Source organism: Serratia sp. CY33802 (genome assembly GCF_052169095.1).
GTDB classification, from domain to species: domain Bacteria; phylum Pseudomonadota; class Gammaproteobacteria; order Enterobacterales; family Enterobacteriaceae; genus Serratia; species Serratia bockelmannii.
The window spans coordinates 118182-144005 of sequence record NZ_JBJNLL010000008.1; the positions used below are offsets into that span (position 1 = coordinate 118182).

28 protein-coding genes are annotated in these 25824 nt (G+C 59.9%); 6 read left to right on the forward strand and 22 right to left on the reverse strand.

Annotated features, from left to right (window positions below; all coding sequences use genetic code 11):
• The first annotated feature begins 38 nt into the window (after positions 1 to 38).
• Together ACJ8HA_RS20445 and ytfE are read left to right on the forward strand one after the other, a co-directional pair.
• Positions 39 to 1991: a bifunctional 2',3'-cyclic-nucleotide 2'-phosphodiesterase/3'-nucleotidase gene (locus tag ACJ8HA_RS20445; RefSeq protein ID WP_442515474.1), complete on the forward strand. Its 1953-nt coding sequence runs from the start codon at positions 39 to 41 to the stop codon at positions 1989 to 1991.
• 113 nt (positions 1992 to 2104) lie between these two features.
• Complete coding sequence (gene ytfE, locus ACJ8HA_RS20450; protein ID WP_025305034.1) at positions 2105 to 2770, forward strand: iron-sulfur cluster repair protein YtfE; 666 nt, start codon at positions 2105 to 2107, stop codon at positions 2768 to 2770.
• Positions 2771 to 2813: 43 nt separating this feature from the next.
• Here ytfE and fklB read toward each other — a convergent pair whose 3' ends face one another.
• On the reverse strand, positions 2814 to 3434 hold the full coding sequence (gene fklB / locus ACJ8HA_RS20455) for an FKBP-type peptidyl-prolyl cis-trans isomerase (protein WP_004933618.1): 621 nt from the start codon (positions 3432 to 3434) through the stop codon (positions 2814 to 2816).
• Positions 3435 to 3701: 267 nt separating this feature from the next.
• Between fklB and ACJ8HA_RS20460 the strand changes: the two genes are divergently transcribed.
• A complete protein-coding gene (locus ACJ8HA_RS20460; protein WP_049208601.1) occupies positions 3702 to 4373 on the forward strand; it encodes an OapA family protein in 672 nt (223 codons plus the stop codon).
• A gap of 3 nt (positions 4374 to 4376) precedes the next feature.
• Here ACJ8HA_RS20460 and ACJ8HA_RS20465 read toward each other — a convergent pair whose 3' ends face one another.
• From ACJ8HA_RS20465 to rpsF, 5 genes are all read right to left on the reverse strand, one after another.
• Positions 4377 to 4730, reverse strand: a complete 354-nt coding sequence (locus ACJ8HA_RS20465) for a DUF488 domain-containing protein (protein ID WP_025305032.1) — start codon at positions 4728 to 4730, stop codon at positions 4377 to 4379.
• A 111-nt stretch (positions 4731 to 4841) separates the two neighbouring features.
• Positions 4842 to 5294, reverse strand: coding sequence for a 50S ribosomal protein L9 (rplI, locus tag ACJ8HA_RS20470; protein WP_004933629.1), 453 nt, complete (start codon positions 5292 to 5294; stop codon positions 4842 to 4844).
• Between the two features lie 39 nt (positions 5295 to 5333).
• Positions 5334 to 5561, reverse strand: coding sequence for a 30S ribosomal protein S18 (gene rpsR, locus ACJ8HA_RS20475; RefSeq protein WP_000135199.1), 228 nt, complete (start codon positions 5559 to 5561; stop codon positions 5334 to 5336).
• A 4-nt stretch (positions 5562 to 5565) separates the two neighbouring features.
• On the reverse strand, positions 5566 to 5883 hold the full coding sequence (priB, locus tag ACJ8HA_RS20480; protein WP_049233092.1) for a primosomal replication protein N: 318 nt from the start codon (positions 5881 to 5883) through the stop codon (positions 5566 to 5568).
• Between the two features lie 8 nt (positions 5884 to 5891).
• On the reverse strand, positions 5892 to 6290 hold the full coding sequence (gene rpsF / locus ACJ8HA_RS20485; protein WP_004933634.1) for a 30S ribosomal protein S6: 399 nt from the start codon (positions 6288 to 6290) through the stop codon (positions 5892 to 5894).
• Positions 6291 to 6744: 454 nt separating this feature from the next.
• Between rpsF and ACJ8HA_RS20490 the strand changes: the two genes are divergently transcribed.
• Positions 6745 to 7011 carry a DUF1471 domain-containing protein gene (locus ACJ8HA_RS20490; protein ID WP_043139300.1) on the forward strand — a complete coding sequence of 89 codons (267 nt, stop codon included), beginning with the start codon at positions 6745 to 6747 and terminating at the stop codon, positions 7009 to 7011.
• A 99-nt stretch (positions 7012 to 7110) separates the two neighbouring features.
• Here the strand turns inward: ACJ8HA_RS20490 and ACJ8HA_RS20495 are convergent, their stop codons facing one another.
• Both ACJ8HA_RS20495 and yjfP read right to left on the reverse strand, forming a co-directional pair.
• Positions 7111 to 7485 (reverse strand): hypothetical protein, encoded by a 375-nt coding sequence (locus tag ACJ8HA_RS20495; RefSeq protein ID WP_025305030.1) that lies wholly within the window; start codon positions 7483 to 7485, stop codon positions 7111 to 7113.
• Positions 7486 to 7608: 123 nt separating this feature from the next.
• Positions 7609 to 8361, reverse strand: a complete 753-nt coding sequence (yjfP, locus tag ACJ8HA_RS20500) for an esterase (RefSeq protein WP_025305029.1) — start codon at positions 8359 to 8361, stop codon at positions 7609 to 7611.
• A 127-nt stretch (positions 8362 to 8488) separates the two neighbouring features.
• On the opposite strand from yjfP, the gene bsmA reads away from it, so the two are divergent.
• The gene (gene bsmA / locus ACJ8HA_RS20505; protein ID WP_164068210.1) at positions 8489 to 8797 is read left to right on the forward strand and encodes a biofilm peroxide resistance protein BsmA; all 309 of its coding nucleotides are present in this window, start codon (positions 8489 to 8491) and stop codon (positions 8795 to 8797) included.
• Between the two features lie 123 nt (positions 8798 to 8920).
• Complete coding sequence (locus tag ACJ8HA_RS20510) at positions 8921 to 9196, forward strand: DUF1471 domain-containing protein (RefSeq protein WP_025305027.1); 276 nt, start codon at positions 8921 to 8923, stop codon at positions 9194 to 9196.
• Here ACJ8HA_RS20510 and ACJ8HA_RS20515 read toward each other — a convergent pair.
• From ACJ8HA_RS20515 to amiB, 14 genes are all read right to left on the reverse strand, one after another.
• The gene (locus tag ACJ8HA_RS20515; protein ID WP_015376394.1) at positions 9193 to 9591 is read right to left on the reverse strand and encodes a DUF350 domain-containing protein; all 399 of its coding nucleotides are present in this window, start codon (positions 9589 to 9591) and stop codon (positions 9193 to 9195) included. The two genes, ACJ8HA_RS20510 and ACJ8HA_RS20515, sit on opposite strands and share 4 nt — an antisense overlap.
• 66 nt (positions 9592 to 9657) lie before the next feature.
• Positions 9658 to 11286, reverse strand: a complete 1629-nt coding sequence (locus ACJ8HA_RS20520; protein WP_442515475.1) for an isovaleryl-CoA dehydrogenase — start codon at positions 11284 to 11286, stop codon at positions 9658 to 9660.
• 116 nt (positions 11287 to 11402) lie between these two features.
• Positions 11403 to 12134 (reverse strand): 23S rRNA (guanosine(2251)-2'-O)-methyltransferase RlmB, encoded by a 732-nt coding sequence (rlmB, locus tag ACJ8HA_RS20525; protein WP_025305025.1) that lies wholly within the window; start codon positions 12132 to 12134, stop codon positions 11403 to 11405.
• A 61-nt stretch (positions 12135 to 12195) separates the two neighbouring features.
• Positions 12196 to 14670 (reverse strand): ribonuclease R, encoded by a 2475-nt coding sequence (rnr, locus tag ACJ8HA_RS20530; protein ID WP_197832099.1) that lies wholly within the window; start codon positions 14668 to 14670, stop codon positions 12196 to 12198.
• A gap of 59 nt (positions 14671 to 14729) precedes the next feature.
• Positions 14730 to 15155 (reverse strand): nitric oxide-sensing transcriptional repressor NsrR, encoded by a 426-nt coding sequence (nsrR, locus tag ACJ8HA_RS20535; protein ID WP_025305023.1) that lies wholly within the window; start codon positions 15153 to 15155, stop codon positions 14730 to 14732.
• A 233-nt stretch (positions 15156 to 15388) separates the two neighbouring features.
• Positions 15389 to 16687, reverse strand: coding sequence for an adenylosuccinate synthase (locus ACJ8HA_RS20540; protein WP_025305022.1), 1299 nt, complete (start codon positions 16685 to 16687; stop codon positions 15389 to 15391).
• A gap of 98 nt (positions 16688 to 16785) precedes the next feature.
• Positions 16786 to 16986 carry a DUF2065 domain-containing protein gene (locus ACJ8HA_RS20545; protein WP_004933666.1) on the reverse strand — a complete coding sequence of 67 codons (201 nt, stop codon included), beginning with the start codon at positions 16984 to 16986 and terminating at the stop codon, positions 16786 to 16788.
• 63 nt (positions 16987 to 17049) lie between these two features.
• The gene (gene hflC, locus ACJ8HA_RS20550) at positions 17050 to 18054 is read right to left on the reverse strand and encodes a protease modulator HflC (RefSeq protein ID WP_004933669.1); all 1005 of its coding nucleotides are present in this window, start codon (positions 18052 to 18054) and stop codon (positions 17050 to 17052) included.
• A 3-nt stretch (positions 18055 to 18057) separates the two neighbouring features.
• The gene (gene hflK, locus ACJ8HA_RS20555; RefSeq protein ID WP_025305021.1) at positions 18058 to 19308 is read right to left on the reverse strand and encodes an FtsH protease activity modulator HflK; all 1251 of its coding nucleotides are present in this window, start codon (positions 19306 to 19308) and stop codon (positions 18058 to 18060) included.
• A gap of 68 nt (positions 19309 to 19376) precedes the next feature.
• Positions 19377 to 20657, reverse strand: coding sequence for a ribosome rescue GTPase HflX (gene hflX / locus ACJ8HA_RS20560; RefSeq protein WP_004933675.1), 1281 nt, complete (start codon positions 20655 to 20657; stop codon positions 19377 to 19379).
• A 98-nt stretch (positions 20658 to 20755) separates the two neighbouring features.
• A complete protein-coding gene (hfq, locus tag ACJ8HA_RS20565; protein ID WP_004933678.1) occupies positions 20756 to 21064 on the reverse strand; it encodes an RNA chaperone Hfq in 309 nt (102 codons plus the stop codon).
• Between the two features lie 114 nt (positions 21065 to 21178).
• Positions 21179 to 22120 (reverse strand): tRNA (adenosine(37)-N6)-dimethylallyltransferase MiaA, encoded by a 942-nt coding sequence (gene miaA / locus ACJ8HA_RS20570; protein WP_025305020.1) that lies wholly within the window; start codon positions 22118 to 22120, stop codon positions 21179 to 21181.
• Positions 22113 to 23984: a DNA mismatch repair endonuclease MutL gene (gene mutL / locus ACJ8HA_RS20575; RefSeq protein ID WP_442515476.1), complete on the reverse strand. Its 1872-nt coding sequence runs from the start codon at positions 23982 to 23984 to the stop codon at positions 22113 to 22115. The genes miaA and mutL overlap by 8 nt, the downstream gene beginning before the upstream one ends.
• Before the next feature lie 22 nt (positions 23985 to 24006).
• Positions 24007 to 25818, reverse strand: a complete 1812-nt coding sequence (gene amiB / locus ACJ8HA_RS20580; RefSeq protein ID WP_197781585.1) for an N-acetylmuramoyl-L-alanine amidase AmiB — start codon at positions 25816 to 25818, stop codon at positions 24007 to 24009.
• Between the last annotated feature and the right edge of the window lie 6 nt (positions 25819 to 25824).

The window sequence follows — 25824 nt, forward strand, 5'->3', positions numbered from 1 at the left end:
GCGATAACACTCGAATAATGGAATGGAGAGAACCCCAAATGATGAAGCATCCACTGACGCTGTCCGCGCTTGCGCTGCTGGTGTGCGCCTCGGCGCAGGCGGCGACCGTCGATCTGCGCGTGCTGGAAACCACCGATCTGCACAGCAACATGATGGACTTCGATTACTACAAGGACACGCCGACCGACAAATTCGGCCTGGTGCGCACCGCCAGCCTGATCCAACAGGCGCGCCAGCAGGCCGCCAACGCGGTGTTGGTGGACAACGGCGACATCATTCAGGGCAGCCCGCTCGGCGACTACATGGCAGCCAAGGGGCTGAAACCGGGTGACGTGCACCCGGTCTATAAGGCGATGAACACGCTGGACTACGTCGTCGGCAACATCGGCAACCATGAGTTCAACTACGGGCTGGACTATCTGAAGAACGCCATCGCCGGCGCCAAATTCCCGTACATCAACGCCAACGTCATCGACGCCAAAACGCAAAAACCGCTGTTCACGCCGTACATCATCGTCGATACGCCGGTGAAAGACCGCGACGGCAAGGCGCATACGCTGCGCATCGGCTATATCGGCTTCGTGCCGCCGCAGATCCTGGTGTGGGACAAAGCCAACCTGCAGGGCAAGGTGACGGTGGACGACATCACCGCCACCGCCAAGCGCTACGTGCCGGAAATGCGTAAGCAGGGCGCCGATCTGGTGGTGGCGATCCCGCATTCCGGGCTGTCCAGCGAGCCTTACAAGGCAATGGCGGAGAACTCAGTCTACTACCTCAGCCAGGTGCCGGGCATCGACGCCATCATGTTCGGTCACGCCCATGCGGTGTTCCCGAGCAAAGACTTCGCCAACATCAAAGGCGCGGATATCGACAAAGGCCTGCTGAACGGCGTACCGGCGGTGATGCCGGGCCAATGGGGCGATCATCTCGGCGTGGTCGATCTGCAGCTCAACAACGATAACGGCAGCTGGAAAGTGACCGCCGCCAAAGCGGAAGCACGGCCGATCTATGACAAAGAGAACAAGACATCGCTGGCGGCGGAAGATGCCGCGCTGGTGAAAGTGTTGGCGGACGATCACAAAGGCACGCGCGAGTTCGTCAGCCAGCCGATCGGTAAATCCGACGGCAACATGTACAGCTACCTGGCGCTGGTGCAGGACGATCCGACGGTGCAGATCGTCAACAATGCGCAGAAGGCCTACGTCGAACATTACATTCAGGGCGACCCGGACCTGGCCGATCTGCCGGTGCTGTCGGCGGCGGCGCCGTTCAAGGTCGGCGGCCGCAAGAACGATCCCGCCAGCTTCGTCGAAGTGGAAAAAGGCCAGCTCACCTTCCGCAACGCCGCCGATCTCTATCTCTACCCCAATACGCTGGTGGTGGTGAAGGCCAGCGGCAAAGAGGTGAAAGAGTGGCTGGAGTGCTCCGCCGGCCAGTTCAACCAGATCGACGTCAACAGCGCCAAGCCGCAGGGCTTGATCAACTGGGACGGCTTCCGCACCTATAACTTCGACGTGATCGACGGCGTCAACTACCAGATCGACGTCAGCCAGCCGGCGCGTTACGACGGCGAATGCCAGCTGATCAACGAGAAGGCGGAGCGTATCAAACAGCTGACCTTTAACGGCAAGCCTATCGATCCGAACGCCACCTTCCTGGTTGCCACCAACAACTATCGCGCCTACGGCGGCAAGTTTGCCGGCACCGGCGACAAACATATCGCCTTCGCTTCGCCGGATGAAAACCGCTCGGTGCTGGCGACCTACATCAGCGCCGAAACCCAGCGGCATGGCGCGGTGCGCCCGCAGGCGGACAACAATTGGCGTTTGGCTAACTTCAGCAGCAAGCAGCCGCTGGATATTCGCTTCGAGACCTCGCCTTCGGACAAAGCGACGGCGTTTATCAAAGAGCACGCCCAATACCCGATGACCGCCGAAGGCAATGACCGTATCGGTTTCGCGGTCTATCGCATCGATTTAAGCGCGAAATAATCACCAGGCCGGGGCACTCCCCCGGCCATCACCTCTATTTTCCCGCTGGCGCGCCCTTTAAATTGCATTTAAAATACATGTTATAAAATCCCTTCGTTTAAAGAGGCACTACCATGGATTACCGCAATCAATCCCTTGGCGCGCTCGCTATCGCCATTCCCCGGGCATCCCGCCTGTTTCGCCAGCATCAGCTGGATTTCTGCTGCGGAGGCCGGCAATCGCTGGCACGCGCCGCCGAGCGCAAAGGGCTGGATATCGACACACTGGAAAACGAACTGGCCGCCCTGGCCGCCACACCGGAGCAGAGTCGGGACTGGCGCACGGCGCCGCTCGGTGAAGTAATTGATTACATTCTGCCGCGCTTTCATCAGCGGCACCGCGAGCAGCTGGCCGAACTGGTGCTGATGGCGGAAAAAGTCGAACGTGTGCACGGTGACAAACCCACCTGCCCGCGCGGACTGGCGAAGCAGCTGAACCTGATCCGCCTGGATCTGGAGAATCACATGATGAAAGAGGAACAGATCCTGTTCCCGCTGATCAAACAAGGCATGGGGCCGCAGGCCGCCGGACCGATCTCAGTGATGGAACATGAGCATGACGAGGCGGGTGAACAACTGGAGGTGGTGAAGTTCCTCACCGATAACGTGACGCCACCGGAGGGCGCCTGCACCACCTGGCGGGCGCTGTACAACGGCCTCGACGAGTTCATCGGCGATCTGATGGAGCACATCAGCCTGGAAAACAATCTGCTGTTCCCGCGCGCGCTGAGCGGCGCATAAAACAAGGGCGCCATAAAGGCGCCCAGAGCAATCTTCGGTAGGATTACAGGATTTCCAGCAGCTCGACGTCGAACACCAGCGCGCTGAACGGCGGGATGGACGCGCCTGCGCCACGTTCGCCGTAGGCCAGGTTGTGCGGGATATACAGCTGCCATTTGGAACCGACCGGCATCAGGGTCAGCGCTTCAATCCAGCCTGGGATCACGCCGCTGACCGGGAATTCTGCCGGCTGGCCGCGCTCGACCGAGCTGTCGAACACGTCGCCGTTGATCAGACGACCGGTGTAGTGCACACGCACGCGATCCTGACGGGACGGGATCGGGCCGTTGCCCTGCTCCAGTACGGAGAACTGCAGGCCGGACTCGGTCAGCGTCACGTCGTCGCGCTTGGCGTTGTCGTCCAGGAATTTCTGGCCTTCAACGGCCATCGCCTGCTGGCGCTCGCGGCGCACCGCATCCGCACGCTCGTGGATTTCACGCAGCGCACGGTGCACCACGTCTACCGGAACCGCCGGGGCATTCCCTTCCAGCGCGTCGCGCAGACCCGCCAGCAAAGCTTCCGGTTGCAAACCTTCCAGCCCGGACTCTTGCAGCTGCTGGCCGACCTGTAAACCAATCCCGTAACTTGCTTGCGCTTCAACGCTGTCAAAAGAAGGGGTTGTCATGGGGTTTTCCTTAAGTCTGTAAAAAGTCGAAAGCGCAGCATAACAGCGCGTCAATGCCGGGTAAAATCTTGTGTGGAGAATGATGACTTTTGTCGTAGAAAAAGAAACAATAACCTTCTGTTAACGCCCGCAGCCGCAAACCCCGGCCCTGCCGCTCAGCCGCCTTTCACTTCAATCAGTTAGCGGACTATACTGAAAGCAGGATATCGGGCAGGCAACGCGCTTGCCGCGCCGCGCTCATTATTACGCCGTCGAAGAGAGGTCACCATGGGCAGAATCGCGCCCAGGAGAAGGAAAACCACCCGCATCTACCAGCCGCTGCTGCGCACCTGGCTGAACGTCAGCCAGCGCCTGAAACCGGGCGCCGCACCCACGTCTGAAGGCGCGGAACCGCCATCGGAGCCACCGTCGGCCAACGATAAAATGCAGCAGCTCAAAGCGCTGCTGGCCAAAGTCTGGCATCTGCCGGACCGTTTCCATTGGATGGAGCCGCTGCCCTACTTTCACCGCCGCTGGGTGCTGATCTTTGGCATCATTCTGCTGTTGGCGTTGCTGTGGCCCTATTCGCCCGAAAGACAGCCGTTCCCGGTCTCCCACCAAGAAACCAGCGTGCCACTGCAGGCCGATCTGCAAAACGACGGCGGTACCACTTCAGCCAACGAACCGACGCCGGCGGGCAACTGGCAGCGTTACCAAATCCAGCCAGGCCAGACCCTGGCCCAGCTGTTTCGCGATAACAATCTGCCGGTAAATGAAGTGTTTGCCATGGCGCAGGTGGAAGGCGGCGACAAGCCGCTGAGCAACATGAAAGCCGGCCAGGAAGTGCGCATCGAACGCGACGCTAACGGCGTGATTAACGCGCTGTCAGTCACCACCGTGGACAACAGCCAGGCGCTGTTCCGCCGCCAGGCCGACGGCAGCTACCGCCGGGAACGCTAATCCCTACAGCTGCGCCAGCAAAAACTCGCGCAGCACCACGCCCTGGTTGTGCTCGGTGTCCTTGCTGCCATACAGCAGCGTCAGCGTTTTCCCCTGCCGTAAGAGCGCCACCAGCGGCTGCCAGGCGTCGTTGGTAGCCAGCTGTTGGCGGTAACGCTCTTCGAAGACTGTCCACTGGTCGGTATGCTGATGGAACCACTTGCGCAGTTCGTCATCCGGCGCCACCTGTTTCAGCCACTGCACGCCCGTCAGCCGCTCCTTGCTGATACCGCGCGGCCATAGCCGGTCTATCAGATAACAGTGTTCCGGCGCCGGCGCGCTGAAGTCATAAACCCGCTGCAGCATAATCTTTGCCATCGCTCGCTCTCCTTTTCATCCCGTCTTCAAGCGTAGCGCGTTTTGCCGGGCGCAGAAAAGCAAAACGCCAGCGCGAGGCTGGCGTTTTAACCGGGTTAACAGCAGCGTAAATTACGCTTCTGCAACCACAACTACATTCAGCTGTGCGAACACGTCACTGTGTACCTGGAAGTGCACTTCGTGCTCACCAGTGGTACGCAGAACGCCGTTCGGCAGACGAACTTCGCTCTTGGCAACTTCAACGCCTGCCGCAGTCACTGCGTCAGCGATGTCGCGGGTGCCGATAGAGCCGAACAGTTTACCTTCGTCGCCAGATTTGGAAGCGATGGTCACTGAACCCAGTTCGTTGATCTTGGTTGCGCGAGCTTCAGCAGCAGCCAGAACGTCAGCCAGTTTGGCTTCCAGTTCAGCACGGCGTGCTTCGAAGAACTCAACGTTTTTCTTGGTAGCAGGAACAGCTTTGCCCTGTGGTACCAGGAAGTTACGAGCGTAGCCCGCTTTAACGTTAACTTGATCACCCAGGCTGCCCAGGTTTGCTACTTTATCAAGCAGAATAACTTGCATTACCTTATCCTCTCAAAGTCGTTAATGGACAGTGGCCGATTACTGATGACGATCAGTGTACGGCAACAAAGACAGGTAGCGCGCGCGCTTGATAGCACGGGCCAGCTGGCGCTGATATTTTGCACGAGTACCGGTGATACGGCTCGGTACAATTTTACCACTTTCGGTGATGTAGTTTTTCAGCGTAGCGATGTCTTTATAGTCAATCTCTTGAACGCCTTCCGCGGTGAAACGGCAGAACTTGCGACGACGGAAATAACGTGCCATTTGGCTAGTCTCCAGAATCTATCAATTCAATCTGCTCGGCATGCAGAACCAATTTGCTCAGCCCGTTGCGCCCTTGATGGCAGCTTACAAAGCCTTGCACGGTAATCTGACTGCCGACCGTTAATCTTTGAGTTAGTGCTTGTGACTGTTGTCCGCTGACAACCACGGGCATTCGGCACCATGCTTGTCTGCTGAATCCGGCTTCCATCTGCTGCGAACGGTGCTCTAGCACAAATTGGCAGTGCGGTATCCCGGAAGGACTCACTTTTCGAACCGGCGCCTTGCACACAGTGCCCGACAAGACCAGACGATTAGCCGTCACGACGGCAATTACTCTTCAGAATCCCCAGCATCTGCATCATCTGCGGTTTCGTTAGCGAAGTCTTCGCGGCGATCGCCACGACGTTCGTCTTTCGCTTTAACCATCGGAGATGCTTCAGTTACCGCGTGCTTAACGCGCATAACCATGCTGCGGATAACGGCGTCGTTGAAGCGGAAGTTAGTTTCCAGCTCATCGATCGCTTCCTGCGGCGCTTCAACGTTCAGCAGAACGTAGTGAGCTTTGTGCAGTTTGTTGATCGGATAAGCCAGCTGACGGCGGCCCCAGTCTTCCAGACGGTGAATCTGACCTTGCGCGTTAGTGATGGTAGCACTGTAACGCTCGATCATGCCCGGAACCTGTTCGCTTTGGTCAGGATGGACCATAAAAACGATTTCGTAATGACGCATCGAATTGCTCCTTACGGATTATTCAGCCTCCTGTCAGGGTCAACCGCGGCCCATGGAAGCAAGGAACGTGTTTAGTGTGCGGCTGAAAAATGACGCGTAATCATACTGACGCAGGGCGGGAAACTCAAGGACTGCGTGGGTTTTATTCGCGTTAATGCGAGGCGCTATGGGAAATAGCACGATTTGCTCGTGGGTGAACCTATGTACGCCGATCCATGGGTTTCAAAAATCTTTCAATGAAATCAGCGCTGAGTCACAAATCTATTTCATTTTTTTTGAAAGAGGTCATCAAAACACCCCACTTTTTAATCCGCAGTAACGGACTAAAATTAACCATATCCGCCGCAGACAGCGCGACGAAAAAGATTTCAGGTTATTCAATGCAGATAAATGACTTTTTGCCGCAGCGACACTCGCTGTCAGGCCGTAACGGCAAAGGGTTAAGAGAGGCACTATGAAACGCATTATTCTCGCGACGGCGCTGGCCGCCCTATTCTCCGCCAACGTGATGGCCGCGACGGAGATTAGCTCGCACCAGGCCGATCAACGCCAGAGCGTTGGCTTCGTCACCCTGAACCAGAACGTGGTTTCGCCGGATGACGCCAGCAGCCAGGTCAGTAAAATCGCCGATCAACGCGGCGCGACCTCTTATCGCATCATCGCCCTGCACGAACCGGGCGACAACAGCACGATGCACGTCAGCGCCGAGCTGTACCGCTAAAAAGACGCGCCACGCCAGGGAAATCCCCAGGGCTTCATCAGAAAGCCCGCTCAATCCTCGCCGGAGCGCCGCTTGTCGGGCGCTCCACTTTCTCACCTGTCACAGCTTGAGCAACGCCGGCGCGCTGAACGCTTTGCCCGGATTGTGCAATTGCAGCGCCATCCGCAGATAGTTTGTCCGCGTTTGCAGCAGCTCGGCGCTTTGCGTCAGCGTCACCCGCTGCTCGAAGGAGAGCGTACCGGCCGCCGCGGTGTGAGTGGCCGCCGCTTTCGGCGCGAAGGCAAACAGCGCCGTCAGGTTTTGCACCGTCTGCGCGGTGATGCGCGACAGCGGATCCGCCTTGTTTTGCCGCACCTTGCCGTCGGCTGCCCCCAACATCTCGCTGAAGGCCGCTGAGTTAAGATCGGCGCGCACTTTCATCGTTCCCACCAGCCCGCGCGCTGTCTCGGCCGTATTGCTGATACCCTTTATCATGCTCTCCGCTCCTTGCTGCCCTGAAAGAATTCACGCTGACATTCTCCTCCGCCATGCGTCAAACAATGACCGAAACAGCCCGCAGAGAGCGGCGCAATTCCACGCATCGCGCCCGGAGGCGTATTACAGCTCGCGGAGGAAGAAATCGGTGGTAGCGGACAGCGCCAGCGGCGTGATGCGGTGCTTCACGCCCGGCTCGACGAGCGACGTCAAGCGGCCATCTGCGCCTTGCTGCCGCAGTTCAGCCGCCAAACGCAGGCTGTCCGCCGCCGGCACCACGTCGTCCGTCTCGCCGTGCCACAGCAGCAGCGGCCGCCCGGCGATCGTCTCCAAACGCCCTTCCAGCTCATACTCCGCCAACACGGCGGTGCGCGCCGCAAACGCCGCCGGCGAGAGTGCCTCGCCCTCTTCGCCCAACGGCGGATACAGCGTTTGCGCCAGCGCACGGTAATAGCCTGAGCCCATCAGGCTGGCGGCCGCCCGGATCCACGGAAAGCGCGCGAAGGCGCCCAGCGCGGTCATGCCGCCCATTGAGGCGCCGGCGACGCCGATGCGGCCGTCGACGATCAGGCCAAGCCGCTCGAAATGCGCCTTGATCTGCGGCAGTTCGTCGATATTGCTGCGCAGGATCTCCCAGAATGACGCCAGGCGCTGCGCCTCATCGCCGTCGAATCGCTCGCCGTGCCGATCGGCATCCGGCAACACCGCCCGAAAACCGGCACGCGCCAGCGCATAGGCGAAGTAGGCGTACACCTCTTTCGACGAGGTATAACCATGGCAGAAGAACACCGTCGGCAGCGGCCGATGATACTGCCCCGCCGGCACCGCATGGATCACCGCGATATCGCCCACTCGCTCGTCATGAATTTCGATCATCCGTTCATCCTCACTCCACCTGTTGGCCTTAATCATGACAAACTTGCGCGAAACAGCGTTAGCTCAATCTGTTACAGCTTATATTGCGTTACACTGAAGCCATCGCACCGGCTCTTTCGAGGTCACCATGACGCTAGTCCGCACACTCATCGCCCTGACGCTGGCCGCACAGCTTTCCGCCTGCGGCATCATGACCACCACGCCGAAACCGCCGCCGCCCCCCACCGCACAGGCGCAGGAGATCGTCCGCGCGCAGACCGCCGAGCTGGTGAAAATCGGTACCATCACCGCCGTGGTGCGCGGCAGTCCGATGGACGTGGAAGCGGAGATCCAACGCAAGGCCACCGCCGCCGGCGCCCGTTATTACGTGATCATCATGAACAGCGAAACCGTCGTGCCGGGCCAATGGTATTCCCAGGCGATCCTGTATCGTTAAGGCGGGGATTTTTTAAGCAGATTTACACTGGCTTTGCACTGGCTGAAGAAGGGTGTTGCACACTGAGGGACAGCATGCCGCATGTTGCGGGTGTCGATTCAGGATCTGACGAAGGGGAACGCCATGAAACGCTCCACCGCACTCACCTCCCTCTTGCTTTCCATGGGATTGCTCAGCACTGGCGCACAGTCCGCCGAGCTGGCGCCCGCCGATCGCGTGACGCCGCTCAGTGAAATCGCCGAGATCACTTTCAACGATCTGCCCGGTTCGCCGCAGGAAGCGGAACTGGCCATTGCCCGCACCGCCGACCAACACGGCGCCAGCTATTACCGCATCCTGCGGATGGAAGAACAGGCGCACCCGCTTGGCTGGCGCGCCTCCGCCATCTTATACCTTTAATAGCTCATGCAAGCCGCATTCAACACGCCGCCGCTAACGGAGACGCCCCCCAGGAAAATCCCGGCGGCCAGGTGATTCGCTTCGATCTTGTCGCTGATACGCGGCATGTAGATCTTCACGGCCGCGAACAGCAAGAGTTGCACCACCAGCGCCACTACGCCCCACAGCAGGTAATCCAGCAGGCTGATCGAGTTGATCGCCGCGCTGGCCAACGGGATCACATACCCCAGGCAGGCGCCGATGAAAGCAAAGGCGGCGGATTGATTATCGGCCTTGATCAGCGCCCATTCATCGTGCGGGGTGATACGGGTATAGACGAACAGAAACACCAAAATCATGGCGAAGCCGCTGAAGAAGTAAGAGGCAAACGCCGCCAACGCGCTGAGAATATCCATGTGCATTTTCCTGTCAGAGTGAGGCTGAATTAAAAAGGTTTTCGCCGCCGGGCGCCACCCTTTTCCCTAACCGCCGATGGCGCGACTCAGCAGCAGTTCGCACACCTCGGCCGACAGCAGGCTCTCGCCACGGTGATCCAGCGTCAGATGACACCAGGCGTCGGCGATCTGCGGGCTGGCGTGCTGCAGCAGCTGCGCGGCGCAGCACAGGTCGAACAGCTGCTGGGTCAGCAGCCGCCCCATCTCTTCACGCGGTTGCCGGGCACGCTGCTGCCACTGTCGCCAGGCGCGATCGAACAACCGATTATGGCCGCGCACCGGCTGCAGCTCGAACTGCAACATCTCGAGCGCGCCCGGCAGTTTGTGCAGGCTGCGCAACACGTCCAGACACATGATGTTGCCAGAGCCCTCCCAGATGCTGTTCACCGGCATTTCACGGTACAGGCGCGGCAGTTCACTCTCCTCGCAGTAACCGATGCCGCCCAGCACCTCCATCGCCTCGGCGATGAACGGCATGCCCTGGCGGCAAATGCTGTATTTGCCCGCCGGCGTCAGCAGACGGCTGTAGATCAGTTCGCCTTCATTGCTGCGGCTTTCCCAGGCGCGAGCCAGCCGGAACAGCAACGCGGTATGCCCTTCCAGCCGCAGCGCCATGCGCGCCAAGACCTGGCGCATCAGCGGTTGTTCTATCAACAGCTTGCCGAACGCCTGCCGCTGCAGCGCATGATACAGCGCCACCGACAGCCCGCGGCGCATCAGGCCGTGGCTGCCCAACGAACAGTCGAAACGGGTCAGGCCGCCCATCTTCAGGATATGCCGCACGCCGTCGCCCTCATCGCCCAGCAGCCAGGCCGTGGCATCCTGAAACTCCACCTCGCTGCTGGCGTTGGAGCGGTTGCCCAGCTTGTCTTTCAACCGCTCAAGGCGAATGGCGTTGCGGCTGCCGTCCGGCAAAATGCGCGGCAGGAAGAAGCAGGACAGCCCGCCTTCGGCCTGCGCCAGCACCAGGTGCGCATCGCTCTGCGGCACCGAGAAGAACCACTTGTGCCCCACCAGCCGGTAGGCTTCGCCCGGCCCGCGCGCGCCGAGCGGCGTGGCGGTGGTGGTATTGCTCAAGACATCGGAGCCGCCCTGTTTCTCCGTCATGCCCATGCCGATCAGCAGGCCGCGCTTTTGCCCGCCCGGCAGCAGGTGAGCGTCATAACGGTCCGACAGCAGCGGCGTCAGCCAGGAGCGAAACTCGGCCGGTAAAGCCTGCAGCAACAGCGGCGTGGCGCCGAAGGTCATGGTCACCGGGCACAGCGTGCCGGCCTCGACCTGCGCATGCAGCATAAAGCGCGCGGCGCGCGCCACGAAGGAACCGATGCGCGCATCCTCCTGCCAGGGCAGGTTGTGCACCCGATTGGCGATCAGGCCCTGCATCAGAATATGCCAGGCGGGGTGAAAGCGAACGTCGTCCAGCCGCTGGCCAGTGGCGTCGTAGCGCAACAGTTCCGGCGGGTTGGCGTTAGCCAGCCGCCCCAGCTCCAGCGACTCCTGGGTACCGAGCTGCTGGCCCAGCGAGGCCAATACCTCGGCGTCCCAACCGCCTTGTTCACGCTGCAACGCTTCGCGCAGCGGCGTATCGGAGAGAAACAGGTTGCTGTTGCCCAGCGGCTTGGGTTGGTTAAAAACGGTGTGCGTAGTCCAGACCATGAGAGTGCTCCCTGAAAAAAGCGTCAGGAATAAGTATGGTCGGCGCAGAGATTTCTGCCGCAGGCGGGATCACAAGAGGGGGAATTAACGGGGGCACGGGGCCCCCGTCAGAAGAATCAGCCGCGCTGACGCACCGCTTCGAACAGGCAGATGCCGGTGGCGACCGACACGTTCAGCGAAGAGACGGTGCCGGCCATCGGGATGCTGATCAGCTCGTCGCAGTGTTCGCGAGTCAGGCGACGCATGCCTTCGCCTTCCGCGCCCATCACCAGCGCCATCGGGCCGGTCATTTTGCTCTGATACAGCGTATGGTCGGCTTCGCCGGCGGTGCCCACCACCCAGACATTCATCTCTTGCAGCAGACGCAGCGTACGTGCCAGGTTGGTCACGCGGATCAACGGCACGTTTTCGGCGGCACCACAGGCCACTTTCTTGGCGGTGGCGTTCAGCTGGGCGGAACGGTCGCGCGGCACGATCACCGCGTGCACGCCGGCTGCGTCGGCGCTGCGCAGGCAGGCACCGAGGTTATGCGGGTCGGTCACGCCGTCCAGCACCAGCAGGAACGGGGTCGCCACGCTTTCCAGCAGGCCCGGCAGATCGTTCTCCTGATACTGACGCCCTTCGCGCACCCGGGCGATGATCCCCTGGTGCACCGCGCCTTCAACCTTGTCATCCAGCCATTGGCGGTTCGCCACCTGGATCACGATGCCGGTCGCTTCCAGCTCGGCGATCAGCGGTTGCAGACGGCGATCTTCGCGGCCTTTCAGGATAAACACTTCCAGGAAGCGTTGCGGATCGCGCTCTAACAGGGCTTTGACGGCGTGGATGCCGTAAATAATTTCGCTCATGATGCTCTTTTAAATTCGTGCGGCCGGCGATAACCGGCCGATGATAACGATGTGCGGCAGGTTAAGCCTGCTCGGCACCTTTCTTCTTGGCTGCGCGTTTGGCTTTGGTCGCCGCCGCGATTTTCCGCGTTTTGTCGGACGCTTTCTTGGCTTTCTTCTTCGCCTTCTTCACGTTGTCCGCGGGCTTGGCGTCATCCTGCTTGCGGAAGGCGCTGTCCGGTTCGAAGTTAGCCGGCGGTTTGCCGCCGCGGCGCTTGCCGCGCCCCGCGTTGCCGCTGTCGCGCAGCGTGCGCTGGCCGCCCTTCTTGGCGCGATCGCGCTCGGTTTTGCCTTCACCGCGCGCTTTGCGGGTGCTGGATACCAGCGCGAAGTCGATCTTGCGCTCGTCCATATGCACCGCATCCACGCGGATCTCCACCGTATCCCCCAGGCGATAGACCGTGCCGGAAGACTCGCCGATCAGGCGCTGGCCGATATTATCGTAGCGATAGTAATCATTATCCAGCGTTGATACGTGCACCAGCCCGTCGATAAACAGATCGTTCAGGCGCACGAAGAAGCCGAAGCCGGTCACGCTGGAGATGATGCCGCTGAACACTTCACCGACGTGATCCTGCATGAAGTCGCACTTCAGCCAGTCGGCGACGTTGCGCGTCGCTTCGTCCGCGCGGCGCTCGGTCATCGAACAGTGCTCACCCAGCTGCAGCATCTCTTCGAATTCGCTGTGCCAGCCGCCGGTCGGCGTCCAGCGCTCTTTCGGCTCGCCGTGTTCTTTGGCCAGCTGGTATTTGATCGCACGGTGCAGCGCCAGATCCGGATAACGGCGGATCGGCGAGGTGAAGTGGCCATAAGACGCCAGCGCCAGACCGAAGTGGCCGCGGTTTTCCGGATCGTAAATCGCCTGCTTCATCGAACGCAGCAGCATGGTTTGCAGCATTTCGTGGTCAGGGCGCTCGGACACTTCATCCATCAGCACCGCATAGTCCTTCGGCTGCGGCTTGTTGCCGCCGCCCAGCGTCAGCCCCAGCTCGCTCAGCACGCTGCGCAGCGCGGAGATGTGGTCGTCGCTCGGACGATCGTGCACGCGGTACAGCGCTGGCTCGTTGCGTTTCTCGACGAAGCGCGCGGCCGCCACGTTGGCCATGATCATGCACTCTTCAATCAGCTTGTGGGCGTCGTTGCGCACCGTCGGCTCCACGCGCTCGATGCGGCGTTCGGCGTTGAAGATGAACTTGGCTTCTTCGGTTTCAAACGCGATGCCGCCGCGCTCGGCGCGCGCCTTATCCAGCACCTTATACATCGTGTGCAGCTCTTCCAGGTGCTTGACCAGCGGGTGGTAATGCTCGCGCAGCTCCTGATCGCCCTGCAGAATGTGCCACACCTTGTTATAGGTCAGGCGGGCGTGCGAGCTCATCACCGCCTCGTAGAATTTGGCCGTGGACAGGCGCCCCTGGGCAGAGATGGTCATCTCGCATACCATGCACAGGCGATCGACCTGTGGGTTCAGGGAGCACAGTCCGTTGGACAGCACTTCCGGCAGCATCGGGATCACCTGCGACGGGAAGTAGACCGAGTTGCCACGGCTGCGCGCTTCGTCATCCAGCGCGGTGCGTGGACGCACATAGTAGCTGACGTCGGCGATCGCGACCCACAGACGCCAGCCGCCGCCGCGTTTTTTCTCGCAGTACACGGCGTCGTCGAAGTCGCGCGCATCTTCACCGTCGATGGTGACCAACGGCAGTTTGCGCAGATCGACGCGGCCCTTCTTGGCCGCTTCCGGCACCTGCTCGCTGAGATCGGCCACCTGCTTTTCCACCTGCGGCGGCCAGGTATGCGGGATCTCATGGGTGCGCAGCGCGATGTCCACCGCCATGCTGGTGCCCATTTTGTCGCCGAGGATCTCGACGATCTTGCCGACCGCCTTGGTACGGCGGGTCGGGCGCTGAGTCAGCTCCACCACCACCATAAAGCCCATGCGCGCGCCGCTGACGCTGTCGGCTGGGATCAGAATATCGAAGCTCAGACGGCTGTCGTCCGGCACCACGAAGCCGGTACCGGCGTCCATGAAGAAGCGGCCGACAATCTGGCTGGTTTTCGGCACCAGCACGCGCACGATGCGCGCTTCGCGGCGCCCTTTACGGTCCGCACCCAGCGCCTGCGCCAGCACCACATCACCGTGGATCGCCATTTTCATCTGTTCGGCAGACAGGTACAGATCGTCTTTGCTGCCTTCAACGCGCAGGAAGCCGTAGCCGTCGCGGTGGCCGATCACCGTGCCGCGCAGCAGATCCAAACGCTCCGGCAGCGCATAGCACTGGCGGCGGGTAAACACTAACTGGCCATCGCGCTCCATGGCGCGCAGGCGGCGACGCAGCGCTTCCAGCTGCTCTTCACCGCTGAGGCCCAATTCGTTGCCCAGTTCTTCGCGACTGGCCGGCGTTTCTCGTTTCGCCAAATGGGCCAGGATATATTCACGGCTGGGGATAGGGGATTCGTATTTTTCTGCTTCTCGTTCCAGGAATGGATCTTGTGACATTGCGGTTCCTCCGTTGTCATCAGCAGGATGACGTTGAGCCTTGTCTTCTCAACGTCGTTTTATTCGACAAGCAATAGCTTGTAGAGCGGCGGATTGTCTTCGACCATGTCGGCCAACGTATGTTTATCCAGCTCTTCAAGGAAATTCTGTACGCCCTGTTGGAGCACCTGCTTCAATCGGCAGGCAGGGGTGATGTGGCAAAAATCACTGCTGCAGTTAACCAGCGCAAGCGGCTCCAGCGCCCGCACGACGTCACCGAGGCGAATGCTCTCGGCCGGTTTACCCAAACGAATGCCGCCATGCTTGCCGCGCACCGCCGTGACAAAACCGACCCGGCTCAACTGATTGATGATCTTCACCATATGGTTGCGGGACACGCCATAAACCTCAGTCACTTCCGAGATGTTGGTCATCTTGTCCTGCGGCAACGAGGCCATGTAGATCAACGCCCGCAGGCCATAATCAGTAAAACTTGTTAACTGCACATCTTACCTCTGGGTATCACTTTACCCGTCTGATACGCCGCTTTTCGGCGCTATTCAAAAGATTACTCATTGGATAATAAACCAGCCGGAGAGTTCGTCGCTAATTATTTAGCGGATCCCGCGCCCTAAGGCGAGTTTATGAAAGGATTTTTTGACGTGAAACCGCAATCGGAGGGAGTCAGGATAAAAACAAACCGGGACGCGCCCGGTTTGTTTAATGCCGCAAAGCCTGATTATGCGTCGAACGGGTCGCGCAGGATCATGGTTTCGCTGCGGTCCGGGCCAGTAGAGATGATGTCTACCGGTACGCCGGTCACTTCTTCGATGCGCTTGATGTAGTTCAGCGCAGCCTGAGGCAGCTTGCTGTGCTCTTTCACGCCAAAGGTCGTTTCGCTCCAGCCCGGCATGATTTCGTAGATAGGCTCGATGCCTTCCCAACCTTCAGCCGCCAGCGGAGTGGTGTCCACTTCGCGGCCGTCCGGCATGCGGTAGCCCACGCAGATCTTCACTTCTTTCAGGCCGTCCAGGACGTCCAGTTTGGTCAGGCAGAAGCCGGACAGGGAGTTGATCTGCACCGCGCGACGCACCGCTACCGCGTCCAACCAGCCGGTACGACGACGACGGCCGGTGGTGGCGCCGAACTCGTTACCCTGCTTGCACAGGTACTCACCGGTTTCATCGAACAGTTCGGTTGGGAACGGGCCTGCACCCACGCGAGTGGAGTAGGCTTTCACGATGCCCAGCACGTAGTCCACATAACGCGGGCCAATGCCGGAACCGGTAGCCACGCCGCCGGCGGTGGTGTTGGAAGAGGTCACGTACGGATAAGTACCGTGGTCGATATCCAGCAGAGTGCCCTGAGCGCCTTCGAACATGATCAGGTCGCCACGCTTGCGTGCGCCGTCCAGCAGTTCGGAAACGTCAACCACCATGGCGGTCAGGATGTCGGCGATAGACAGTACGTAGTCCAGCGTCGCCTGATAATCGACGGCTTCAACTTTGTAGTAGTTGACCAGTTGGAAGTTGTGGTAATCGACGATCTCTTTCAGCTTAACGGCGAAGGTTTCTTTATTGAACAGGTCGCTGACGCGCAGGCCGCGACGTGCCACTTTATCTTCGTAAGCCGGGCCAATGCCGCGACCGGTGGTGCCGATCGCTTTCGCGCCGCGCGCTTTCTCACGCGCGTTGTCCAACGCAACGTGGTAAGGCAGGATCAGCGGGCAAGCTTCAGAGAGTAACAGACGTTCGCGTACCGGGATGCCACGCGCTTCGAGTTCACCCATTTCTTTCATCAACGCATCCGGCGCCAGAACAACACCGTTGCCGATGATGCTGGTGACGTTTTCACGCAGAATACCTGAAGGAATTAAATGAAGGACGGTTTTTTCACCGTTGATTACCAGAGTGTGGCCAGCGTTATGGCCACCTTGGTAGCGCACAACATATTGAGCCCGTTCAGTCAGCAGGTCTACAACCTTGCCTTTACCTTCGTCACCCCATTGGGTGCCCAGTACGACGACGTTCTTACCCATTTTTCAAAATCACCGATTGCTTAAAAATGGATTCTACCACCGTAATTTTCGATTTTCAGCACTTTTAGCATACGATTGCATAAATTTTGGGCTAGACTTTAAAGACCCGTGCGGCCGCTCAACATGTAGTAGATCACGCAGCCCGCAACCACTATTCCACCACCAAATCGCCGCAGCGTCGCGTCCGGCAGCTGCGACATCGCCACAATCATTTTGCGCCAGGCCTGCGGAAACAGCATCGGCCCTAACCCTTCCAGCACCAGGACCAGCCCGAGCGCCAGCCAAATCGTTGAGTTCATGCATCCCCCAAAAACGAGAAAGGGCCCGCGTAAACGGGCCCTCGGTCAGATTGCCTGCCGCGCTTATTTGCGCAGGGTATCAGGCGACTTCATGTAGCGGAAGAAATCGCTGTCCGGGCTCAGTACCAGCACGTCCTGGTTGTCCTTGAAGCTGGCTTCATAGGCGCGCAGGCTGCGGATAAAGGCATAGAAGTCCGGATCCTGGCTGAACGCGTTGGCGAACAGTTTAGCCGCTTCGGCATCGCCTTCACCGCGGGTGATACGCGCCTGACGCTCGGCTTCCGCCAAGGTACGGGTCACTTCGTAGTCCGCGCTGGCGCGCAGTTTCTCAGCTTCTTCCTGGCCCTGCGAGCGCAGACGACGGGCTACCGCTTCACGCTCGGCGCGCATACGCTGGTAGATGGCGTCGGACACTTCGGCCGGCAGGTTGATCTGCTTGATACGCACGTCGATCACCTCGATGCCCAACGCCGCCATGCTGTTCGGGTTAACCTGCGGCTGTTTGCCGGTGGTTTCCCGTTCAACGCGCGCCGCCGCAGAGGCGATAGCGTCATCGGCTTCGGTGGTCGCCACTTCTTCGCCGTCACCCACGGTGCCGGTGTTCAGCGCGTCACGCACGTCAGACATCAGCTTGCCGCGCGAGTCGGTCACGATGTCTTTCACGTCCAGACGGCCGATTTCGGAACGCAGACGGTCGCTGAATTTGCGTTTCAGCAGCACTTCGGCCTGGGAGACGTCGCCGCCGCCGGTCGCCAGATAGTAGCGGCTGAAGTCGCTGATGCGCCACTTCAGATAGGAATCGACGATCAGGTCTTTCTTCTCGCTGGTCACGAAGCGATCGGCCTGGTTGTCCATGGTCTGAATACGCGCATCCAGGTTCTTCACGGTCTCAATGAACGGGATCTTGAGGTGCAGACCCGGCGCATACACCAGCGGCTTGTTTTCGCCGTCGCGCAGAACCTTGCCGAAGCGCAGCACGATGCCGCGCTGGCCTTCCTGCACCACGAACAGCGAAGCGTACAGCACCACCAGCACCGCGAGGACAATAACTACAAAAGACTTACGCATTGATTACTCTCTCCCTACGCGAGTGGTGTCGTCACGCTGCGCATTCGCCCGGCGCTGATCCATAATCGAACCGCCGCTGGTACGCGGAGCGCTGCTGTTGGCAGCCGGCGCAGGATTCGGATTGAGGCGAATCAGGCTGGTATCCTTGTTGCCGCTCTCCGTTGCCGCGCCTTGACCGCGCAGCATCTGATCCAGCGGCAGCACCATCAGGTTGTTGCCTTTGTCGCTCACCAACACCTTACGGGTATGGCCCAGCACTTTTTCCATGGTTTCGATATACAGACGCTCGCGAGTAATCTGCGGTGCGGACTTGTATTCCGGCAACAGCTTGGCAAAGCGCGCCACCTCACCCTGAGCTTCCAGGACGGTACGGTCTTTATAAGCCTTGGAGTCTTCCAGCAGACGCTGCGCCTGGCCGTTCGCACGGGGCTGAACTTCGTTGGCGTAAGCTTCCGCTTCACGGATGTATTGCTGCTCGTTCTCACGCGCAGCGATCGCATCGTCGAACGACGCCTTCACCTCTTCCGGTGGACGCGCCGCCTGGAAGTTGACGTCCAGCAACGTGATACCCATGTTGTAAGGACGAATAGTCTCTTCCAACATGCGCTGCGTATCGTTACGCACCACGGTACGGCCTTCGGTCAGGATGCGGTCCATCGAGTATTTGCCGATCACGCCGCGCAGGGCGCTGTCGGTCGCCTGGCTCAGGCTGTCGTCGGCATTGACGACGCTGAACAGGTACGCTTCCGGGTTGGTCACGCGGTACTGCACGTTCATTTCCACGCGCACCACGTTTTCATCGGAGGTCAGCATCACGCCGGACGCCGCCAGCTCGCGCACGGACTCCACGTTCACCGGACGCACGTCATCGATGAAGGTCGGCTTCCAGTTCAGGCCCGGCTGCACCAGGTGGCTGAACTTACCGAAACGCGTCACAACGCCGCGTTCGGCTTCCTTGATGGTGTAGAAGCCGCTGGCGGCCCAGATCACCACCACGGCAACCGCCGCGATACCGATAATGCGGCCGCTGAAGCCCGGACCAGAGGTGCCGGTGCCGCCGCTATTGCTGTTGGAGCCTTTGCCCCCGCCGAAACCGCTCAATTTCTTGCTCAGTTTGCGGAAGATATCGTCCAAATCAGGTGGCCCTTGATCACGACCGCCTTTGTTGTTACCGCCAGAGTTGCCGCCATTATTATTGCTGCTCCCCCACGGGTCGCGGTCCTGTCCGTTATTACCGGGCTGATTCCACGCCATGTTTTAGCTCCATATTCTGTGATTGGGTACTTCAGGCTTTCGCGAAGCATAAATGTAACAGGATATGATCATACGATAAAGTCAATCAGGTCCTGTTCTTGCTTGCAGAGACGACGCCATTCGACGATCGGCATTCGCACCACCACGCCAATGCTGCCGTCCTCTTCGTTCCACTCTTTTTCAATCGCCTGAAGCTGGTAAAAACGGCTGCGAAGACGGCCTGCCCGTGGCGGTAAGCGCAATTCGTAATGCGCGATCTCCCCCGATAAGCGCTCCGTCAACGCCTGATACAGCAACGGAATACCCTCTCCGCTGGCGGCGGACAGCCACACCCGGATCGGCAGGTTTTCGTCGTTGCGGTCGATACGCGGCACAAAATCGTCCAGCATATCTATTTTGTTCATCACTAACAGTGTAGGAATTTCATCCGAGTCTATCTCCGCCAGCACGGTGTTCACCGCTTCGATGTTCTCATCGACGCGCGGATCTGCGGCATCGATGACGTGCAGTAGCAAAGACGCCTGGCGCGTTTCCTGCAGCGTCGCCTTGAAGGCGGCCACCAGATCGTGCGGCAGGTGCCGGATAAAGCCTACGGTATCCGCCAACACGGTATCCCCCACGTCCGGCACGTCAATGCGCCGCAACGTAGGATCCAGGGTGGCAAATAGCTGGTCCGCCGCATACACCTCGGCAGACGTTATTCGGTTAAACAGGGTGGATTTGCCGGCGTTGGTGTAGCCCACCAGCGATACGGTCGGCACATCGGCACGGGTCCGCGCGCGTCGGCCTTGTTCACGCTGCTTTTCTACCCGCTCGAGGCGGCGCAGAATCAAGCTGATGCGATCGCGCAACAGGCGACGGTCGGTCTCAAGCTGGGTTTCCCCCGGCCCGCGCAGGCCAATCCCCCCTTTTTGCCGCTCCAGGTGCGTCCAACCGCGTACCAGACGCGTGGCGATGTGACGCAACTGCGCCAGCTCCACCTGCAGCTTACCTTCATGGGTGCGGGCACGCTGGGCGAAGATGTCTAAAATCAGCCCGGTGCGATCGATCACCCGGCATTCGCACAGGCGCTCGAGGTTTCTTTCCTGCGCCGGGGAAAGGGAATGATCAAACAGGACAACAGATGCGCCGCTGGCTTTCACCGCATCTGCAATTTCTTCGGCCTTTCCTTCGCCGACAAAGTACTTCGGATGCGGGGCTTTGCGGCTACCAGTCACCACTTGCAAAGCTTCGACACCGGCTGAGGAAACCAACGATTCGAACTCGTTGAGGTCTTCCGTATCTTTGTCTTGCGAGAAATAGATATGAACCAGTACGGCCTGCTCACCGGCTTCATAACGGTCAAACAAGCGTGCAACCTCTCAAACGGACACTCACCGTGAGTTTGGGGGACATAAACAGCCCGCGGCTGCTTATGCTCCCCGTCATGGTTGACTTGCAACGCGCTTTATTCAGCGTCATCGCTTTCCTGCTGCGGCTGTTGCTGCGCAGACGGATTGTTGCCATGGTGATAGTTGCTTGAACCGCCGCTCGGGTTGTTGCTGTGATGCGAAACCGGGCGTGACGGGACAACGGTAGAGATAGCGTGCTTGTACACCATCTGGCTAACCGTGTTCTTCAACAGGATGACAAACTGGTCAAAAGACTCAATCTGGCCTTGCAGCTTAATACCATTCACCAAATAAATAGAAACCGGAACACGTTCACGACGCAATGCGTTCAGGAACGGATCTTGCAAAGATTGCCCCTTAGCCATTCTATCTTTTCCTTATTTGCTTGTTGTTTGTAACTAAGAACCTGTCGGCTCTAAAATAAACGACGTAAAAAATTTGCGCGCTGAATACTCAGCAATTGTACACAATCACCCAACCTATGCACTAACAACCTGTGTCACCGAGTCCAAAGCCTCTCCCGGCTTTTCACTGTCCAACCAATGGACCGACTCCCAACCCCGTAACCAGGTCATCTGACGTTTAGCCAACTGACGTGTTGCGCAAATACCACGATAAACCATCTCATCGTAACTAATTTCACCAGACAAGTATGACCACATCTGGCGGTAACCGACACAGCGAATGGAGGGCAAGTCCGTATGCAAATCACCCCGTGCGAAAAGTGCACGCGCTTCCGTCTCAAAACCCGCCGCCAACATTTGATGGTACCGCAGCTCGATGCGTTGATGGATCAACTCACGGCTGGTCGGCGCTATCGCAAATTGGTGAACTTGATACGGTAACGATTCACCCGAAATTTGAGTCAGTTCCGTTAAAGTTTTACCCGAAATAAAAAAAACTTCCAGTGCTCTGGACAGTCTCTGCGGATCATTCGGATGAATTCTCACTGCCGCGACGGGATCGATCGCCTGTAACTGACGGTGCAGCGCCTCCCAGCCCTGCTCCGCCGCTTGGCGTTCGATGCGCTCGCGCACCGCGGGATCGGCGGAGGGCAGCGGCGACAATCCTTCCAGCAACGCCTTGAAATACAACATGGTGCCGCCGACCAGCAGCGGAATGCGCCCGGCGGCGGTGATATCGGCCATCTCCTTCAGCGCGTCGGCGCGGAACTCCGCGGCCGAGTAAGCTTCGGCGGGATCGCGAATATCGATCAGCCGATGCGGCGCCTGCGCCAATTCTTCGGCGCTCGGCTTGGCGGTGCCGATATCCATGCCGCGGTAAATCAGCGCGGAATCGACGCTGATCAGTTCCACCGGCAGGCGTTCGCGCAGCGCGATCGCCAGCGCGGTCTTGCCTGAGGCGGTCGGCCCCATGATGAAAATAGCCGGGGGACGTGGTGTCATTTCAGTGTTAGTCATGCTTGAGGGCCGCCAGTGCGGCCTGTAAATCAACGGGTTGTAAAAGTCCGCTCGGTGGCGATTTGACCAGCTGCGGGCAAAGTCGTTCAACGTCGGTCAGCAATTGTATCGCTTGCGAGGTGTTCCACTGTTCATGTTCGCTGCCAAGACGGCGAGCGAGCCAGGTGGCCAGCACCGCGGGCGACATCTCCTGATGTTCGGCCAGATAGCCTAACAGTTCGGGTATCAGTTTTTGTAAATTTTGTTGGCGTAATGGTAAAGGCACTGCGCGCAGCGTCACACGGCCGTGATCCGTCTGCAGATCCAGCCCCATCATCGTCAGCAGCGCCTGATGCCGTGCAATGGCCGCCGCTTCGTTCTTATCCAACGTCAGCTTGATCGGTATCAGCAGCGGTTGCGGCCGCAGCCCTTCCGTCGGCGGATTGAGCTGCGCCTGGCGCAGCCAGCGTTCGGCCACCGTCAGATTGAGCAACGCCGGCTGCTGGCGCTGTTCAATCAGCGCGTAGCACGGCGGATGGATCATCAGCACCCGGCCAAAGCTGTGTTGTCCGCTCGCCAACGGCGTTTCCACGGCGGCTTTCGCCGGCGGGAACAGCGGCGGCTTGCTCGAAACTTCCGGCGTCGCATCGGCCGGTGGCTCGGTGGCGGGCTGCATCAGTTTGCCGTACAGCTCGCCTTCGCGTTTCTGGTAACCGCCCGCCGTTTGCCAACCGGGCTGCGGCGCGCGCTCGCGGACGGCGCCGGCCGATGACGGCGTTTCGCGACGCGGCGCCGGCTGAGAAAAATGGTTGCCGCCGGCGGCGACGCGGTTTTCCTGCTGCCAGACCGGCGCGGGCGTTTCCGCCAGCGGCAGCGACGGTGTCTGACTGGCCTGTTGCAGCACGGTGGTCACCGCCTGGTAGATAAAATCGTGTACCAGCCGCGCCTGATGGAAACGCACCTCGTGCTTGGCGGGATGAACGTTGACGTCCACCTGGTGCGGGTCGACTTCCAGATACAGCACGTAAGCGGGCTGCTGATCGTCTTTTAACTGATCCTGATAGGCCTGACGAATCGCGTGATTGATCAAGCGATCGCGCATCATGCGGCAATTGACGTAGCAGTATTGCATCTCACCCAGCTGGCGCGCCCCCGCCGGATCCGCCACCCAGCCGCGGATACTCAGATCGCCGTGTTGCCAGTCGATGTTCAGCGCATGCTGTAAAAACGCCGGGCCGCAGATGCTGCCCAAACGGCGTTCGTGCTGGCTCTCTTCTTTCGCCGCCCGGTATTGGCGGATCAGTTTGCCGTTGTGGCTGAGGTTGATCGCCACATCGAAACGCGCCAGCGCGATGCGCCGCACCACTTCATCGATATGGCCGAATTCGGTTTTCTCGGTACGCATGAACTTGCGGCGCGCCGGCGTGTTGTAAAACAGATCCAGCACTTCCAGCGTGCTGCCGACCGGGTGCGCGGCGGGTTTGACCGTCACCGCCTGCTCGCGCCCTTCGGCATAGGCTTGCCACGCCTCGCTTTGTTCGGCGGTGCGCGACGTCAGGGTCAAACGGGAAACCGAGCTGATACTGGCCAGCGCTTCGCCGCGAAAACCGAGGCTGACGATCGCTTCCAGGTCATCGAGCGTGCTGATTTTACTGGTAGCGTGCCGCGCCAGCGCCAGCGCCAAATCGTCCTTGCCGATGCCGCAGCCGTTATCGCGAATGCGGATCAGCTTGGCACCGCCGCGTTCGATATCGATATCGATGCGCGTCGCACCGGCGTCCAGACTGTTTTCCACCAGCTCTTTGACGACCGACGCGGGGCGTTCAACCACCTCTCCGGCGGCGATCTGGTTGGCGAGCTGTGGCGGTAACACCTGGATAGGCATGCTGACTCCTGTAGCGGTGGCGCTAGGCCTGCGGAATGGTCAGCGTCCGGTCCAGCGGCGCGACGTCCGACTTCAGATTATTGACCCGTTTCAGATCGCCGACGCTGACCCCATAACGAGAAGCGATAGAGGACAGCGTGTCCCCGCGGGCCACTTTATGTTTAGACGGCTTCTTCGCCGGCGTTTTCGCCTTGGCGACGGCGGTGACGGCGGCGGTTTTCCCCGCCGGCACCTTCAGACGTTGCCCGACCCACACGCCGTCTTTTTTCAGTTTGTTCAGATCCCGCAGCGCCGCCATGGTCGTGCCGTAGCTGTCGGCGATGCCGGACAGCGTCTCCGCCCGTTTCACCACATGGATCTGAGTCTTGCCGCTTACGCTGCGGCTCGCGCCGGCCGAGCTCACGATAGGCTCCGGCTGGCGCACGTCTGGTGTTGAGGTGTTAACCGCCGCTGCGACGTCCAGCGGTCGGTTTTCCACCTTTGGGTCGGCTTGCAGCGGATGCGCCAGGAAGTAGCTGCGCAGGCCGTTATGAATAGCCTTGGCAATCTTCTCCTGATACGCGCTACTGCCCAGCAGCCGCTCCTCCGTGCTATTACTGATAAATCCGGTTTCCACCAGCAGCGAGGGAATATCCGGCGAACGCAATACACCCAGGCTGGCGTGTTCCGGCCGGCGTTTATGCAACGATCCGACGCTCTGCAGCTGCTGCAGCACCTTCACCGCCACATCGTACCCGACGCGCTGCGAGTGGCCGAACTGCAGGTCCAGCACCGCCTGGCTCAGATAAGGATCGGCCTGGCTGTTGGCCAGCAAATCGCCGGCGCCGCCGAGCAACTCAGACTGCTTCTCATGCTGTTCGAGCCAGCCGGCCATTTCGCTGTTGGCGCGGCGATTGGACAGCACCCAGACGGAAGCCCCGCTGGCGCTGCGGTTCGGCGCGGCGTCGGCGTGGATGGAGACCAGCACGTTGGCACCCTGTTTACGCGCAACGTCGGAACGCCCCATGACCGAGATGAAATAGTCGCCGTTACGCGTCAGCACCGGTTTAAACTGCGGATCGGCGTCCAGCATCGCCTGCAGGCGGCGCGCGATGGCGATGGTGACGTTCTTTTCTTTCAGTCCGCTCGGGCCAATGGCGCCCGGATCCTGGCCGCCGTGGCCGGCGTCGATCGCTACCACCACCCGATCGCCGGAACCGGCGGAAACGCGGCTACTGCGCGGCGTCACCTCGGTGGCGGTGCCTGCAACCACGGTCTGTTTATGGGTAAAGGGATTCGATCCCGTCGGCGCTTTGCGCAGCGGCGGCTCCGGCGCTTCACGCACCGCCACCGGCGCCTGGCGCGGTGGCTGGCTGACCGTGACGGGTGCCTGACGCGGCGGTGGATTGACCGCAACCGGCGCTTTACGCACTACGGTATTGGCACTGCCTTCGGCCGTGATAGTGAACACTACGGTGTGCACGCCGCCGTTCTGGCGGGTGGCGACGCGGGTTTTGGCGCGCTGCGTCAGATCAAACACCAAACGCACGCTCTGAGCGTCTTTCGGCGCGCTGGAGCGAATGCTCTTCACCAGGTTTTGGCCGCTGAAATTGAGCGGCAGGCCGCCGACCTTGCCTTTCTGGTTGACGTCAAGCACCACGCGCTCCGGGCCGTGAAGCGGGAAAAACGCGTAGTCCGGTGGACCATTGAAGCTCACCGACACCGTCGCTTCGCGTTGGGCGTTGGACACTTTGATATCGGACAGCGAGGACGCCGCCAGCACGTTCAACGCGCCGAGCGGCCCCAGCACGGCGATCAGCATGATGACCGCAAATTTTTTCAACACATGCGTCATTGCAGC

Bases quoted from the DNA above. Each gene is read 5' to 3' on its own strand.
- ACJ8HA_RS20540 (WP_025305022.1), bottom strand. From the start codon at position 16,687: ATGGGTAAGAACGTCGTCGTACTGGGCACCCAATGGGGTGACGAAGGT.
- fklB (WP_004933618.1), bottom strand. From the start codon at position 3,434: ATGACAACCCCTTCTTTTGACAGCGTTGAAGCGCAAGCAAGTTACGGG.
- hflK (WP_025305021.1), bottom strand. From the start codon at position 19,308: ATGGCGTGGAATCAGCCCGGTAATAACGGACAGGACCGCGACCCGTGG.
- ytfE (WP_025305034.1), top strand. From the start codon at position 2,105: ATGGATTACCGCAATCAATCCCTTGGCGCGCTCGCTATCGCCATTCCC.
- rpsF (WP_004933634.1), bottom strand. From the start codon at position 6,290: ATGCGTCATTACGAAATCGTTTTTATGGTCCATCCTGACCAAAGCGAA.
- ACJ8HA_RS20490 (WP_043139300.1), top strand. From the start codon at position 6,745: ATGAAACGCATTATTCTCGCGACGGCGCTGGCCGCCCTATTCTCCGCC.
- hflC (WP_004933669.1), bottom strand. From the start codon at position 18,054: ATGCGTAAGTCTTTTGTAGTTATTGTCCTCGCGGTGCTGGTGGTGCTG.
- ACJ8HA_RS20445 (WP_442515474.1), top strand. From the start codon at position 39: ATGATGAAGCATCCACTGACGCTGTCCGCGCTTGCGCTGCTGGTGTGC.
- ACJ8HA_RS20465 (WP_025305032.1), bottom strand. From the start codon at position 4,730: ATGGCAAAGATTATGCTGCAGCGGGTTTATGACTTCAGCGCGCCGGCG.
- ACJ8HA_RS20510 (WP_025305027.1), top strand. From the start codon at position 8,921: ATGAAACGCTCCACCGCACTCACCTCCCTCTTGCTTTCCATGGGATTG.
- mutL (WP_442515476.1), bottom strand. From the start codon at position 23,984: ATGCCTATCCAGGTGTTACCGCCACAGCTCGCCAACCAGATCGCCGCC.
- yjfP (WP_025305029.1), bottom strand. From the start codon at position 8,361: ATGATCGAAATTCATGACGAGCGAGTGGGCGATATCGCGGTGATCCAT.
- ACJ8HA_RS20495 (WP_025305030.1), bottom strand. From the start codon at position 7,485: ATGATAAAGGGTATCAGCAATACGGCCGAGACAGCGCGCGGGCTGGTG.
- miaA (WP_025305020.1), bottom strand. From the start codon at position 22,120: ATGACTAACACTGAAATGACACCACGTCCCCCGGCTATTTTCATCATG.
- bsmA (WP_164068210.1), top strand. From the start codon at position 8,489: ATGACGCTAGTCCGCACACTCATCGCCCTGACGCTGGCCGCACAGCTT.
- rplI (WP_004933629.1), bottom strand. From the start codon at position 5,294: ATGCAAGTTATTCTGCTTGATAAAGTAGCAAACCTGGGCAGCCTGGGT.
- ACJ8HA_RS20545 (WP_004933666.1), bottom strand. From the start codon at position 16,986: ATGAACTCAACGATTTGGCTGGCGCTCGGGCTGGTCCTGGTGCTGGAA.
- ACJ8HA_RS20520 (WP_442515475.1), bottom strand. From the start codon at position 11,286: ATGGTCTGGACTACGCACACCGTTTTTAACCAACCCAAGCCGCTGGGC.
- rpsR (WP_000135199.1), bottom strand. From the start codon at position 5,561: ATGGCACGTTATTTCCGTCGTCGCAAGTTCTGCCGTTTCACCGCGGAA.
- rnr (WP_197832099.1), bottom strand. From the start codon at position 14,670: ATGTCACAAGATCCATTCCTGGAACGAGAAGCAGAAAAATACGAATCC.
- rlmB (WP_025305025.1), bottom strand. From the start codon at position 12,134: ATGAGCGAAATTATTTACGGCATCCACGCCGTCAAAGCCCTGTTAGAG.
- ACJ8HA_RS20460 (WP_049208601.1), top strand. From the start codon at position 3,702: ATGGGCAGAATCGCGCCCAGGAGAAGGAAAACCACCCGCATCTACCAG.
- ACJ8HA_RS20515 (WP_015376394.1), bottom strand. From the start codon at position 9,591: ATGGATATTCTCAGCGCGTTGGCGGCGTTTGCCTCTTACTTCTTCAGC.
- amiB (WP_197781585.1), bottom strand. From the start codon at position 25,818: ATGACGCATGTGTTGAAAAAATTTGCGGTCATCATGCTGATCGCCGTG.
- hfq (WP_004933678.1), bottom strand. From the start codon at position 21,064: ATGGCTAAGGGGCAATCTTTGCAAGATCCGTTCCTGAACGCATTGCGT.